The 13,623-nt window shown below is 66.9% G+C and carries 12 protein-coding genes; 9 read left to right on the top strand and 3 right to left on the bottom strand.

Annotated features, from left to right (window positions below):
• The first annotated feature begins 83 nt into the window (after positions 1–83).
• The 6 genes from dxr (at position 84) to MP11Mi_RS17940 (ending at position 7,365) form a co-directional block, all read left to right on the top strand.
• Entirely contained in the window at positions 84–1,256 is a 1,173-nt protein-coding gene (dxr, locus tag MP11Mi_RS17965) for a 1-deoxy-D-xylulose-5-phosphate reductoisomerase (RefSeq protein WP_420040226.1), read from the top strand.
• Between the two features lie 18 nt (positions 1,257–1,274).
• Positions 1,275–2,483 carry a M50 family metallopeptidase gene (locus MP11Mi_RS17960; protein ID WP_420040225.1) on the top strand — a complete coding sequence of 403 codons (1,209 nt, stop codon included), beginning with the start codon at positions 1,275–1,277 and terminating at the stop codon, positions 2,481–2,483.
• 36 nt (positions 2,484–2,519) lie between these two features.
• Positions 2,520–3,689 carry a flavodoxin-dependent (E)-4-hydroxy-3-methylbut-2-enyl-diphosphate synthase gene (gene ispG / locus MP11Mi_RS17955; protein WP_420040224.1) on the top strand — a complete coding sequence of 390 codons (1,170 nt, stop codon included), beginning with the start codon at positions 2,520–2,522 and terminating at the stop codon, positions 3,687–3,689.
• A 50-nt stretch (positions 3,690–3,739) separates the two neighbouring features.
• A complete protein-coding gene (locus MP11Mi_RS17950; protein WP_420040223.1) occupies positions 3,740–4,576 on the top strand; it encodes a GNAT family N-acetyltransferase in 837 nt (278 codons plus the stop codon).
• Positions 4,577–4,595: 19 nt separating this feature from the next.
• Entirely contained in the window at positions 4,596–6,401 is a 1,806-nt protein-coding gene (locus MP11Mi_RS17945; RefSeq protein ID WP_420040222.1) for a penicillin-binding transpeptidase domain-containing protein, read from the top strand.
• Positions 6,402–6,522: 121 nt separating this feature from the next.
• Positions 6,523–7,365, top strand: coding sequence for an MntP/YtaF family protein (locus MP11Mi_RS17940; protein WP_420040221.1), 843 nt, complete (start codon positions 6,523–6,525; stop codon positions 7,363–7,365).
• 15 nt (positions 7,366–7,380) lie between these two features.
• Here the strand turns inward: MP11Mi_RS17940 and MP11Mi_RS17935 are convergent, their stop codons facing one another.
• The 3 genes from MP11Mi_RS17935 to MP11Mi_RS17925 are packed head-to-tail and all read right to left on the bottom strand — an operon-like array spanning position 7,381 to position 10,227.
• Positions 7,381–8,172: a heme ABC transporter ATP-binding protein gene (locus tag MP11Mi_RS17935; RefSeq protein WP_420040220.1), complete on the bottom strand. Its 792-nt coding sequence runs from the start codon at positions 8,170–8,172 to the stop codon at positions 7,381–7,383.
• Complete coding sequence (locus tag MP11Mi_RS17930) at positions 8,169–9,239, bottom strand: FecCD family ABC transporter permease (protein ID WP_420040219.1); 1,071 nt, start codon at positions 9,237–9,239, stop codon at positions 8,169–8,171. Before MP11Mi_RS17930 ends, MP11Mi_RS17935 begins: the two co-directional genes overlap by 4 nt.
• On the bottom strand, positions 9,232–10,227 hold the full coding sequence (locus tag MP11Mi_RS17925; RefSeq protein ID WP_420040218.1) for a heme/hemin ABC transporter substrate-binding protein: 996 nt from the start codon (positions 10,225–10,227) through the stop codon (positions 9,232–9,234). The genes MP11Mi_RS17930 and MP11Mi_RS17925 overlap by 8 nt, the downstream gene beginning before the upstream one ends.
• Before the next feature lie 142 nt (positions 10,228–10,369).
• Between MP11Mi_RS17925 and map the strand changes: the two genes are divergently transcribed.
• From map to MP11Mi_RS17910, 3 genes are read left to right on the top strand one after another with little or no spacing between them, the layout of a single operon-like run.
• Complete coding sequence (map, locus tag MP11Mi_RS17920) at positions 10,370–11,233, top strand: type I methionyl aminopeptidase (RefSeq protein ID WP_420040217.1); 864 nt, start codon at positions 10,370–10,372, stop codon at positions 11,231–11,233.
• Between the two features lie 13 nt (positions 11,234–11,246).
• Positions 11,247–12,812 (top strand): cobyric acid synthase, encoded by a 1,566-nt coding sequence (locus MP11Mi_RS17915; RefSeq protein ID WP_420040216.1) that lies wholly within the window; start codon positions 11,247–11,249, stop codon positions 12,810–12,812.
• On the top strand, positions 12,781–13,608 hold the full coding sequence (locus MP11Mi_RS17910) for an alpha/beta fold hydrolase (protein ID WP_420712816.1): 828 nt from the start codon (positions 12,781–12,783) through the stop codon (positions 13,606–13,608). The genes MP11Mi_RS17915 and MP11Mi_RS17910 overlap by 32 nt, the downstream gene beginning before the upstream one ends.
• The last annotated feature ends 15 nt before the right edge of the window (positions 13,609–13,623 follow it).

Genomic DNA, 13,623 nt, shown 5'->3' with positions numbered 1-13,623 from the left:
AGCCGGTAGTAGTTCGGGCTACAGCATAACCCGGCGTCCCAAAGACACGCGCACGTGGTGGATCGTCGCGCGAGTGCGCCACAATGGTTCTCGTGAGGACACGCGTATTGATTCTCGGTTCGACGGGATCCATCGGCACCCAGGCACTCGAAGTGATCGCCGAACACCCCGACCGGTTCGAGGTGGTCGGCCTCGGTGCGCGCGGCGGAAACCTGGACTTGCTGCACCAGCAGGTTTCGGTGACGAAGCTCGCGCCGTCGCGGGTGGCGGTTGCCGACGAGGACGCGGCGGCGGCATTGTCCGACCGGATCGGCGACGGTGTCCTCGCAGGCGACGACGCGATGGTCCGCCTGATCGAGTCAGTGGAAGCCGACGTCGTCCTGAACGGCGTGGTTGGTGCGATCGGACTGCGGCCGAGTCTCGCGGCGCTGAAGTCCGGCGCCAGGCTGGCCCTGGCCAACAAGGAATCACTCGTCGCGGGCGGATCGCTCGTCCTCGATGCGGCGGCACCCGGACAGATCATCCCTGTCGACTCCGAGCATTCCGCCATCGCCCAGTGCTTGCGCGGCGGGTCCGCAGCCGAAGTGGATCGGCTCGTGCTGACCGCGTCCGGCGGACCGTTCCGCGGCTGGACCGCCGAGCAGGTCCGCGACGTCACTCCCGAACAGGCTGGGAAGCATCCGACCTGGTCGATGGGGCCGATGATCACCCTCAACTCGGCGACACTCGTCAACAAAGCGCTCGAGGTCGTCGAAGCGCACCTGCTGTTCGACGTGCCGTATGACCGGATCGACGTCACCGTCCACCCACAGTCGATCGTCCACTCGATGGTGACGTTCGTCGACGGTGCGACCATCGCGAAAGCATCTCCGCCCAGCATGAAACTCCCGATCGCGCTCGCGCTTGGCTGGCCCGATCGTGTTCCCGGATCGTCGTCGGCGTGCGACTGGACCCAGTCCGCGGCGTGGACGTTCGAACCGGTGGACGACGACGTATTCCCCGCGATCGCGCTTGTTCGGGAAGCCGGAAAGGTCGGCGGCAGCCTCACCGCAGTCTTCAACGCCGCCAACGAGGTTGCCGCCGAAGGATTCTTCGCGGGCGCACTCTCGTTCCCGGCGATTGTCGGGACGATCGCCGACGTGCTCGCCGCCGCCGATCAGTGGTCGTGCGAGCCGGGTACTCTGGACGAGGTTCTGGCAGCAGACCGGTGGGGGCGCGACCGCGCAACAGCCCTGGTCGCTGCCGCCTCGAAGTGATGTGAGCGGAGTCGGCAGTTGAGTTACGTCCTGGGCATCGTGCTGTTCGCGGCCGCCCTGTTGATCTCGATCGCCTGGCACGAGCTCGGTCACCATCTCGCGGCGAAGGCCACGGGCATGAAGGTCCGGCGGTTCTTCGTCGGGTTCGGCCCGACCCTGTGGTCCACGCGCATCGGCGAGACCGAATACGGGTTCAAAGCGATCCCGCTCGGCGGATTCTGCGACATCGCGGGGATGACGCCCCACGACGAACTGTCGGTCACCGAGCGCGGACGAGCGATGTACGAGCAGAAGACGTGGAAGCGGCTCGTCGTCATGATCGCCGGACCGGTACAGAACTTCATTCTCGGCTTCATCTTGATCATCGTTCTCGCTCTCGGGTGGGGTCTGCCGATCCTCGGTGACCAGCCGGTGCACGCGACGCAGATCTCCTGCGTCGCGCCGACCACCGATGCGAAGGGCAACCCGGATCCGTGCACCGGCCCGGCTCCGGCCGCAGTGGCGGGGCTGCGGGTCGGTGACCAGATCCTCGCGGTGAACGGATCGCGGGTGTCGAATTCGTCTGACCTGATCGATAAGGTTCGCGACTCGACGTCGTCGGCGACGCTGACCATCGACCGAGACGGTCACTCGATGGACCTGACGATCCCGGTCACCCAGGTGCAACGCATGGCGAAAAAGGACGATGGGACGCTCTTCCCGGTGACCGTGCCCGCGATCGGGGTGAGCCTCGACCGCGTCCTCGTGAAGCACTACGACTGGGGATCGGTGTGGGGCGGGGCCGTCTCATTCACCGGCGACATCTTCGAACAGACTTACAAGGCCCTCATCGCATTGCCGTCGAAGATCGACGACCTGTGGACGGCGGTGACCGGCGGGGAGCGCGGCGACGACACCCCGGTCAGCGTCGTCGGAGCGTCGAGGCTCGGCGGTGAAGCGGTCGAACGCGGCTACTGGGATATGTTCTTGGGGTTGTTGCTGAGCATCAACTTCTTCCTCGGCGCGTTCAATCTCGTGCCGTTGCTCCCGCTCGACGGCGGCCACATGATCATCGCGATCTACGAGAAGATCAGAAACCTGATCCGCCGCCTGTTCGGCAGATCCGACGGCGCGCCCGTCGACTACTACAAGCTGCTGCCGTTGACGTACGGGGTCGTCGCGGTGATGGGAGTATTCATGGTGTTGACCGTGACCGCCGACATCATCAACCCGATCCGGATCTTCTGACCGGTAGTCTGGCAAATGACTATAGGAGTGATGTCGATGACCGAATCGTCCGGACCGCTTGCCGTAGGCCTCGGGATGCCCGCAGGGCCGCCACCTGTGCTCGCGCCGCGCCGGAAGACCCGCCAGATCCAGGTCGGATCCGTCGGAGTCGGCAGTGACCACCCGATCTCGGTGCAATCCATGTGCACCACCAAGACGCACGACGTGAACGCGACGCTGCAGCAGATCGCTGAGCTGACCGCCTCGGGCTGCGACATCGTCCGCGTGGCGTGCCCGCGACCCGAAGACGCGGATGCGCTCGCGACAATCGCCAGGAAGTCCAAGATCCCGGTGATCGCAGACATTCACTTCCAACCGAAGTACATCTTCGCCGCGATCGACGCGGGCTGCGCCGCGGTCCGCGTCAACCCCGGCAACATCAAAGAGTTCGACGGTCGCGTCAAAGAGGTCGCGAAGGCCGCGGGCGACGCCGGCATCCCTATCCGGATCGGCGTTAACGCGGGCTCCCTCGATCCGCGTCTGCTCAAGAAGTACGGGAAGGCGACCCCCGAAGCGCTCGTCGAGTCCGCGCTCTGGGAGGCCGGCCTGTTCGAGGAACACGGTTTCAGCGACATCAAGATTTCGGTGAAGCACAACGACCCGGTGATCATGGTCGAGGCGTACCGCCAACTCGCCGCGCAGAGCGACTATCCGCTCCATCTCGGTGTCACCGAGGCCGGGCCGGCGTTCCAAGGCACCATCAAGTCGGCTGTCGCGTTCGGCGCACTGCTGTCTGAGGGCATCGGCGACACCATCCGCGTCTCGCTGTCCGCGCCGCCGGCCGAAGAGATCAAGGTCGGCGACGCGATCCTGCAGTCGCTCAACTTGCGTCCCCGCAAGCTGGAGATCGTCTCCTGCCCGTCGTGCGGTCGAGCGCAGGTCGACGTCTACAAGCTGGCCAACGAGGTCAGTGCCGGACTCGAAGGCATGGAGGTCCCGCTGCGCGTGGCAGTCATGGGATGCGTGGTCAACGGTCCGGGCGAAGCGCGTGAAGCCGACCTCGGTGTCGCGTCCGGCAACGGTCGGGGACAGATCTTCATCAAGGGAGAGGTCGTCAAGACCGTTCCCGAAGCGCAGATCGTCGAGACCCTGATCGCCGAAGCGCTGCGTATCGCCGAGGAGTCAGAGGACACTGGTAGCGGTACACCATCGGTGTCCGTGAGTTGATGTCCATGTCGGTGAATTGATGTCACGGACCTGACCATCGGAGGTGCGAGGTGCTTCGTCTGCTCGGCGGTCGCCCGCTCGGGGCGCGAGACGCGCAAGCGGTGATGCATGCCCTCGAGACGGATCCGGTTGCGGCGTGCATGGTCGCTGCGCGCGTCGAAGCGTACGGACTGGCGCCCCGACTGCTCGGCGGCGAGCTGTGGAGCGCGTCGACCCCTGAGGAGTCGTTGTGCTTCTCTGGCGCCAATCTGATGCCGCTCGCGGGCGACGCCAACGACCTCGACTACTTCGCCGACCGCGTGCTGGCCGCGCCGCGCGTGTGCACGTCGCTGGTCGGCGACGCGGAACTCGCGCTCGGGCTGTGGAGCCGAGTGGCACCCGAGTGGGGTAGTCCGCGCGAAGTTCGATCCGAACAGCCGTTGCTTGCCCTCCGCGGAGCTCCGTCGATCGAACCGGATCCGCATGTCCGGCTGGTTCAGGCGACTGACCTTGATACCTACTTTCCGGCGGCCGTCGAGATGTTCCGCGGCGAAGTCGGTGTCGACCCGTGTGCGGGCGACGGCGGCCAGTCGTACCGTCGTCGGCTGGCGGCATTAATCTCGGCGCGGCGCGTATTCGCCCGGTTCGAGGACGACCAGGTGGTCTTCAAAGCGGAGATCGGCTCCATGTCACGACGCGTCGGACAGATTCAGGGTGTGTGGGTCGATCCTGCGGCGCGTGGCCGCGGCCTCGGCGCGTCGGGAACGGCGGCGGTGGCGGCGGCGATCGCGCGCCAGGGCAGGACCGCGAGCCTGTATGTCAACAGCTTCAACACGGCTGCCCGAGCCGTGTATCGCACTGTCGGTTTCAACCAGGTCGGAACGTTCGCCACGGTTCTCGTCGACTGACCCGATAGTCTCATCCACGATGATCTTCCGACGACCCCTCGCGGCTTTGTGTGTCCTGGTTCTCGCGGTGACCGCTTCGGCGTGCACGTCCGACGAGGACGGGCCGCGATCGGCAGCCGACGCGTTCGCCAGTGCCTTCGCCGACCACGATGTCGATCGTGCGGCGGCGCAGACCACGACCCCCGACCTGGCCCGCTCAGTGTTGGCGGCCGCCTGGGACGGGCTGGCGGCCGAATCGCTGTCCGCACGGACCGGGCGCGTCCGCATCGACCAGGACGTCGCTGACGTCGACGTCACCTACACGTGGGCGTTGCCGGGCGGACGGACCTGGGAGTACGAGACGACGCTGCCGTTGGGGCGCAGTGACACCGGGTGGGCGGTCCGGTGGTCGTCGACGACCGTCCACCCGCGTCTCGGTGCCAACCAACGCCTCGTCCTCGGCGACTTGAGCCCGCCGCGCGCGGCTGTCAACGAATCCGACGGGTCGGAGGTCATGGTCAACGGCACTGTCACGTCGGTGTCGTTCGACGGACACGCTGCGGTCGACGGCGGGGACGTCGCCGCGTCGGCCAGCCGGCTGGTCCAGGTGATGGGGCCGTTCGTGGCGGGACTGTCGGTACAGCGGCTCGCCGAGCAGGCGACGGCGTCCGACGACCCGCTGCCGGTAGGTGTGCTGCCCGCGGGCGAGGTCGAACGGCTGCGGCCGGAGCTCGACATGCCGGGGATAGTGCTGACCGAACGGTCGGTACTGCAGCCGCGAGATCGGAACTTCGCGTCCGCGGTCCTCGCTCGTGTCGCGAACGCGGTGGGCGGCGATGTCGTCGGAAAGCCCGGATGGCAGGTGGCCGTGCTGAACCCGAACGGTGTCGTCGCCGATGTCGTGCACCAGCAGCAGAGCGTCCCGGCGCCCGCGGTGTCGTTGTCGCTGTCCCGGTCCGTGCAGGACGCGGCGCAACGTGCGGTAAACGCGGTGCAGGGACATCAGGCGATGACCGTCGCGGTCCAAGCGTCCACCGGGAAGATCCTCGCCATCGCGCAGAACGGTGACGCCGACCGGATCGGTCTGCCTGCCGCTGCGGGACAGTACCCACCGGGGTCGACATTCAAAATGGTGACGTCGGCAGCGGCGATGAACGCCGACCTGTCGGCACCCGACGCGATGGTGGCGTGCCCGGGTGAGACCACGATCGGCGACCGTACGATCCCCAACTACGACGGTTTCTCCCTCGGCCAGGTGACCTTGCGGCAGGCGTTCGCGGCATCGTGCAACACGACGTTTGCCGAGTTGGCGTCGCGGATGGGTCCCTCCGATCTCGCGCACGCCGCGGCCGCGATGGGACTCGGAGCCGACTACGACATCGCGGGTATCGAGTCGATATCCGGGTCGGTGCCGATCGAACCGGAACTCGTGCAGCGCAGTGAGGACGGTTTCGGGCAGGGCACAGTGCTCGCCAGCCCGCTCGGTATGGCGTTGGTCGCCGCGACCGCGGCCACCGGAACGCTGCCGGTGCCGCAGTTGATTAACGGTCGGGAGACGAAGGTCGACGGTCCAAAGGTGGCGTTGGACGGCGACGTCTATGCCCGGTTGCGGCCGATGATGCGTGCGGTGGTCACCGAGGGCACAGCGTCGGCGATCGCTGACCAAGGCGACGTGTTCGGCAAGACCGGTGAGGCCGAAGTGACCGGCGGATCGCACGCATGGTTCGCCGGATACCGCGGGGACATCGCGTTCGCGACGCTGATCGTCCGCGGCGGCGGTTCCGAAGCCGCCGTCGGCGTCACCCGCGACTTCCTCGCCGGAATCCCTGCCGGCTTCCGGCCGTGAAGGTGTCGACATCGGGGCGGCGTCGGCCACTTAAATGACTCACTATCGTCGAACCGGGTGACTCGGACAACACCGCCATGCCATGCTTATGTGATATTCCTCACGAAGGGCGGTATTGGTCATGGGTGGTCCCACCCCTCAGCCTCAAGACCCGAACCAGCAGTATCTACCATCGCCGAATCCACTAACGCCGAATCCACCATCGCCGAGCACCGCAGCAGGCGCCGACGCCGCGGACCCCACCCGGCAGGCCCCGCCCCAGCAGGATCCAGCCCAGCAGGATCCAGCCCAGCAGGATCCAGCCCAGCAGGATCCAGCCCAGCAGGATCCAGTGCAGCAGGCGTCACCCCAACAGCATTACGCGCCGCCGCAGTCTCATTACGAGGGCCAAAACCCGTACGGCGGACCGCCACGCCAGTACCCCGGACAAGCTCAATACCCCGGACACGCCCAGCAGCCTCAGTCTCCTCCCGCAGGCGGGGCCGCCAGCTTCGGTGAGATCGGTAAGAAGTACACCGATCTCGCGAAGGCCAACACCACGGTGAACCCGAAGCTCGTTCCGTACCTGTGGGCCACGGTTGTCGTGGCGCTCGTCGTCTTCGTGTCTGCGTTCCTGCCGTGGGTGTCGTTCACCGGCGGCTCGGTGTCCGGCACGCAAGGCGGTGACGGCACTTTGACGTTGATCCTCGCGCTGATCGCTGGTGCCCTGGCCGCCGTGGCGATCTTCCTCACGGCGAAGCAGCAGTTGCTGCCCCGTGCCGCGGGTATCGCCGCGACTGTCGTCGGAGTCCTGATCACAGTGATCGCGATCATCGACATCGCCGACGTCGGCAACTCCCAGGTCAACGGTTTCGGGCTGGTATTCGACTTCTCGGTCGGGTTCGGGCTTTGGCTCACCCTCGTCGGTGGGCTGGCGCTCATCGGCCTCGGAATCGCGACTCTCGTCATGCACAAGCGGGCCTGACGAGGCGTAACCGGGTCACCGGCGGGGGAGGATCATCCGTTCGCCGGTCTCGGGGTGGTCGAACACCATCACTGGGTGGTCGTACGTTTCGGTCAATAAGTCCTCGGTCATCACGTCGGCGACCGGGCCGATCGCGCGCACCTGGCCGTCTTTCATGACGGCGACCCGGTCGGCGTAGGCGGCGGCCAACGACAAGTCGTGGACCACCAACAGTACGGTGGCCCCGGCGTTCGCCCGCGCAGACAGGATCGACAGGACTTGCTCGCTGTGTCCTATGTCGAGCGCTGCCGTCGGTTCGTCGAGCAGCAGAACCGGTGTGTCCTGGGCGAGCGCCCTGGCGAGCGATACGCGGGCCTGCTGTCCGCCGGACAGGTGCGCGAACGGCCGGTCGACGAGGTCGTCGAGTGAGCATTCGGAGATCGCCGCGTCGATCAGCTCTTCCGAGCGCAGCGCTTCGGGCGTCCGTGTCCACGGATAGCGGCCCATCTCGACTACCTCGCGAACGGTGAACGGCGTATCCAGTCGGTTGGACTGAGTGACGAGTGACCGCAGTCGCGCGAGTGAACGCGCATCGGCGTGCGCGACGTCGTCGTCGCCGATCGCCACTCGGCCTGCGGCGGGGGATCGGATGCCGGAGATCGCCGACAGCAGCGTCGACTTGCCGCACCCGTTCGGTCCGACGAGCGCGACGAGTTCGCCGGGTGCGACGTCGAACGTCACATCTCGGACCACGGCACGGTGCCCCAGTTCGATGCTGACGGACTCGACGAGGATCGGAGCTCCAGGACGGGTCGTTGCGGCGCTCACCAGCCTGCCCCCGCGCTCCGTCGACGCAGCAGGATGAAGAAGACGGGGCCGCCGATCAGGGACGTCAGCATGCCGAGGGGGAGTTCGCCAGCAGTGAGGGTGCGGGCCGCGAGGTCGGCAGCGGCCACCACGAGCGCACCGCCGAGCGCGCTGGCCGGAAGCAGGACGGCGTGCCGCGGTCCGACGATCAGCCGCATCACGTGCGGGACGATCAGGCCGACGAACATCAATATGCCGGTGAACGCGACCCCGGCGGCCGTCAGAATCGCGACCAGAACGATCACCTGTCGCCGCACCACCTCGACTTTGATGCCGAGCGCGGCCGCCTGCACTTCGCCGAGCGCGAGGAGATCGAGCTTGCGGACCAGTGCCATACCGCCCGCCACACCGGCGACGACGAGCGGTGCGACGATCTTGACCTGGTCCCACGTCACATTGCCTGCCAGCGAGCCGAGCTGCCAGAACACGATCTGCTCGCGTGCGGCCGTGCTCGCGACATAGGTGAGGTACGCGATGATGCCGAGGGCGAACGCGTTCACCGCGATGCCGGTCAACACGAGCATCACCGTCGACGACGCACCGTCGCGCATGCTCAACGTGTAGACGGCGAATGTGGTGAGCAACCCGAACAGGCCTGCGGCGCCCGCGATGGCCCAGCCGTTGGTGCCGGTGCCGCCGATCACGATCATCAGGCATGCTCCGACGGCCGCACCGGACGAGATGCCGATGATGCCCGGTTCGGCGAGCGGATTGGACAGCATTCCTTGCAGCAGACAGCCCGCCGCGCCGAGCGCGACGCCGACCAGTAGGCCGAGGACGATGCGCGGAAACCTGGTGACCCACAAGGCGTTCTCGCCATTCGGGTGTGACGGCAGTGGCCCGATGTTCACATGCCAGTGGTGGGCGATCGAGCCGAGGACCTCCGACGGTGGGACGTGCACGGCGCCGACGCCAGCCGATGCCACAACGATCACGCCGAGGAGCACGAGGAGCCCCCCGCAGGCGATGACGGTGCGGCTGCGCGAGACGCGCAGAATCCGTGTGCGCACCGTTGAGTGCTCAGGCATAGATCGCCTTCGCGAGCGACTGCAACACCTGGCCGGTGTCCGGGCCGAACATGAGGATCTGAGTCTCGTCCATCGCGACGATCCGCTTGGCGCGGCCGGCCTTGGTCTCGGCGACGGCAGGCAACTCCAGTACCTTGCCCATCCCGCCGACCGAGTCTGCGCCCTGCGTCATCACCAGGATTACGTCCGGGTCTGCTTTCATCATCTTCTCGGTGCTCACCTGGGTGAACGCGGCCGTCAGCCCGGCCTTCGTGCCCGCGTCGACGCCGCCGAGTTGTTCGATGAGGTCGTCGGCTCCCGAGTCCGGGCCGGACATCAGGATGAGGTGTTCGCCGCGGATGTACAGAAAGGCGATCGTCGGGTCACCGGACGGATCGGGGATCGAGCGTTTCGCCTCGTCGATCTGCTGCTCGGTGCGCGCAATGAGCTTCTCGCCCGCCTCCGGAACACCGAGAGCCTCGGCGACGTCGCGGATCAGCGTGGGTGTGGTGGCGACCGATCGTTCGGAGTCGAAGGTGACGACGTCGATCTTGGCGTCGCGCAACGCGTCGACCGCGGTCGACGGATTGGCGTCGGTGCCGGTGAGGACGATCGTCGGATCGGTGTCGAGCACGCGTTCGGTATTGATCGTGTGTCCGGTGTCGGTTACTTCGGGGACGTCGAGTGCCGACGGGAACGTCGTCGACTTGTCGCGGCCGACGACATGGCTCCCGAGCCCGAGCGCGTACACGATGGTGCCGAGAGTTCCGTTGCGATCGAGCGCGACGATGCGCTCAGACCGCGGCGACACCGGTGGGTCGGTCTCTACCGGAACCACATCGGCGTCGGCGATGTGCGCGACGGTCGGGCCCGACCGCAGGGGCGCGGTCGACTCGGACTTGAGTGCACCTGTGTCGATCGGCTCGGTGGTACATCCGGTCAGGGCGGCGAGTGCGACGAGCGCGGCGACCGTAGCGGCGAGCGTGCGGATGCGTCGAGAGTCAACCACCGTCGGACCCGCCTGTCTGCAATCGTGAACTCACGCCGATAGTCGGCTGTTAGGACCACCTTACCTATGGGTGAGGTCGCGGCGATCGGCCGGTCCTGGGCTGTGTGGCGTCGCCGCCGCGACGAGTGAAACAATCGAGTACATGACAGTTCGCGCTCCGTTGACCCCCGGCGTCGTCTCGCCGATCCTGCCCGTACCCGACTCCGTCGAGCGACCGGAGTACGCGTGGAAGGACACCGTCAACGAAGGCAATGAACCGTGGGTGCAAACTCCCGAGACCATTGAGAAGATGCGAGTCGCGTCGAAGATCGCGGCCAACGCGCTCGCCGAGGCCGGTCGTGCGGTCGCCCCGGGCGTGACCACCGATCAGCTCGACCGGATCGCCCATGATTACATGATCGACCACGGCGCCTACCCGTCGACGCTCGGCTACAAGGCGTTCCCGAAGTCGTGCTGCACCTCGCTGAACGAGGTGATCTGCCACGGGATCCCCGACTCGACGGTGATCGTCGACGGCGACATCGTCAACATCGACGTGACCGCCTACATCGACGGCGTGCACGGCGACACCAATGCAACGTTCCTGGCAGGCGACGTCGCACCGGAGGCCCGGGACCTGGTCGAGCGCACACGCATCGCCACCGACCGCGCCATCAAAGCCGTCAAACCTGGTCGCGCGCTAAATGTGGTCGGCCGCGTCATCGAGGCGTACGCGACTCGTTTCGGGTACAGCGTGGTCCGTGACTTCACCGGCCACGGTATCGGCGAGACGTTCCACAACGGGCTCGTCGTGCTCCACTACGACCAGCCAGCCGTCGACACCGTCCTCGAGCCCGGCATGGTGTTCACGATCGAGCCGATGATCAACCTCGGCGGACTCGACTGGGAGATGTGGGACGACGATTGGACCGTCGTCACCGCCGACCGCAAGTGGACCGCGCAGTTCGAGCACACGCTCGTCGTCACTGACACCGGCGCCGAGGTCCTCACCCTGCCCGACGCGTGAATCCGGTCGACTCATGACACCGGCTGGCGCGTTGCTAGTGGGCGGAACCAGCAGTGACGCCGGCAAGAGCCTGATCGTCGCAGGCCTGTGCCGCGCGTTGGCCCGCGACGGCGTCCGGGTTGCGCCGTTCAAAGCGCAGAATATGTCGAACAATTCGGCTGTCACACTCGACGGTGGGGAGATCGGGCGTGCCCAGGCGTTGCAGGCGGCCGCGTGCGGCTTGTTGCCGGACACCCGATTCAACCCGGTGCTCCTCAAACCGGGCAGCGACCGCCGTTCGCACGTGATTGTCCGCGGCCGCCCGTACGGCGACGTCGGAGCGGCCGACTACCACGTTGCTCGCGCCGAACTCGCCGACGTCGTCGCAGCCGAACTGGCGTCCCTGCGTGACGAGTTCGACGCGGTGATCTGTGAGGGCGCTGGTTCGGTCGCCGAAGTGAACCTGCGAGACACCGACATCGCGAACATGGGGCTCGCCCGCGCGGCGCAAATCCCGGTGCTGGTGGTGACCGACATCGACCGAGGTGGTTCGCTCGCGCATCTGTTCGGCACGCTCGCTCTGCTGGACCCCGCCGATCAGGCGCTCATCACTGGGTTCGTCGTCAACAAGTTCCGCGGGGACCCGTCGCTCCTGACACCCGGACTGGACACGATTCGTGAGCGCACTGGCCGTCCGACGCTCGGGGTGCTGCCGTTCGCGGACGATCTGTGGATCGACGCCGAGGACTCGCTGGCGTCCCCGGTGGGGCGTCGTGTCGGCGGACAGACGGCGTACACGGGCGGGCCACGGTTGGTGGTCGCGGCCATCCGGTTCCCCCGCACCTCGAACACCACCGACGTCGAAGCACTCGCCTGTGAACCAGATGTCGACGTGACGTGGGTCGACGATCCGGCCGTCGTACGTGCCGCAGATCTCGTCGTGTTGCCGGGTTCTCGCGCGAGCGTCGACGACCTCGACTGGCTCCGCGAGAGGGGACTCGCCGACGCGGTAGTCGAGCGCGCCCGGTCGGGTCGGCCCATCCTCGGCGTGTGCGGCGGTTTCCAGATGTTGAGCCGACGGATCGTCGACCCGGTCGAATCCGGCCGGGGAGCGGTCGAAGGACTCGGTCTCCTCGACGTCGACATCGAGTTCCGCACCGCGAAGACGCTGCGTCGGTTCTCCGGTCACACCCGAAGCCGCTTCGGGACCGGACTCGCGGTGTCCGGATACGAGATCCATCACGGAGCGGTCGTCCGCAACGGTGAACAGACTTGGCTGGTCGACGACGAGACCGGACCCGAGGGTGCCAGATCGGGCGTCGTCGCGGGAACCCACTGCCATGGGCTATTCGACGCCGACGACTTCCGCCGCGACTACCTGATCGACGTGGCGCGCGCGGTGGGAAAGGACGCCTTCGTGCCGGCGCCGGGACTGTCGACCCGCGCGGTGCGTGAACGACAACTCGACGCGATGGCCGACCTCGTCACAACCCACCTCGACATGAGAGCTTTCCACCGATTACTGGCGGGCGGTGCAGGGTCGATGCCGACCGTCCTATCCTGGCTGAGTGGAGACCGAACATCTGACCATCGACCATGACGGCCTGAGCTTCGACGTACAACTTTCCGGACCAGCCCGCGGGCCGGTCGCCGTGCTTCTGCACGGCTTCCCGGTGGACTCGCGGTGTTGGGACGACGTGATCCCGCGACTGCACGAGTCGGGCATGCGGACAGTGACAATCGATCAGCGCGGCTACAGCCCGGGCGCGCGCCCGGAGGGCGTCGACGCCTACACCCTCGACAAGCTGACCGGCGACGTCCTCGCGATCCTCGGGCATCTCAACATCGCGTACTCGATGATCGTCGGTCACGACTGGGGCGGGATCGTCGCGTGGCATCTCGCCGCGAACAACCCTGACCGATTCACCAGCCTCGTCGCGATCAGCACCGGGCATCCTTCGGCGATGCGTGACGCCCTCGCCGGAAACGACGACCAGCGCGAGCGGTCGTCGTACATCAAATGGTTCGTCGCCTCCGACGCCGAGGAGAAGATCGCCGCAGACGGCGGCGAACGTCTACGCGCGTCGGGTGTCACAGACGTCGAGCTCGAGCCGCTGCTCGAGCCGGGGGCTCTCACCGGCCCGCTCAACTGGTATCGAGCGAACTTCACCGGCGACATCGCGACCAAACTGGCCTGCCCGCCGGTCGAGATCCCGACGACCATGGTGTGGAGCGACGCCGACAGTGCCTTAGGTCGCGACCAGGCCGAACTCAGCGGCCGATACGCCTACGGCGACTACCGATTCTCGGTGGTGACCGGCGTGGACCACTGGGTGCCGCAGAAGGCCCCAGCCGCCGTGGCCAGCGAGATCGCGCTGCGTTCGAGCCTGTTCTAACGGGGCCCAGCCCGG

The organism is Gordonia abscondita, assembly GCF_032711245.1.
In the GTDB taxonomy this organism is placed as follows: Bacteria; Actinomycetota; Actinomycetes; order Mycobacteriales; family Mycobacteriaceae; genus Gordonia.
This window is presented reverse-complemented; position numbering and strand designations above follow the sequence as displayed.

What these genes read in the sequence shown, in the direction of transcription:
- dxr (WP_420040226.1), top strand. Translation starts at nt 84, where the DNA reads ATGGTTCTCGTGAGGACACGCGTATTGATTCTCGGTTCGACGGGATCC.
- ispG (WP_420040224.1), top strand. Translation starts at nt 2,520, where the DNA reads ATGACCGAATCGTCCGGACCGCTTGCCGTAGGCCTCGGGATGCCCGCA.
- MP11Mi_RS17945 (WP_420040222.1), top strand. Translation starts at nt 4,596, where the DNA reads ATGATCTTCCGACGACCCCTCGCGGCTTTGTGTGTCCTGGTTCTCGCG.
- MP11Mi_RS17940 (WP_420040221.1), top strand. Translation starts at nt 6,523, where the DNA reads ATGGGTGGTCCCACCCCTCAGCCTCAAGACCCGAACCAGCAGTATCTA.
- MP11Mi_RS17930 (WP_420040219.1), bottom strand. Translation starts at nt 9,239, where the DNA reads ATGCCTGAGCACTCAACGGTGCGCACACGGATTCTGCGCGTCTCGCGC.
- map (WP_420040217.1), top strand. Translation starts at nt 10,370, where the DNA reads ATGACAGTTCGCGCTCCGTTGACCCCCGGCGTCGTCTCGCCGATCCTG.
- MP11Mi_RS17915 (WP_420040216.1), top strand. Translation starts at nt 11,247, where the DNA reads ATGACACCGGCTGGCGCGTTGCTAGTGGGCGGAACCAGCAGTGACGCC.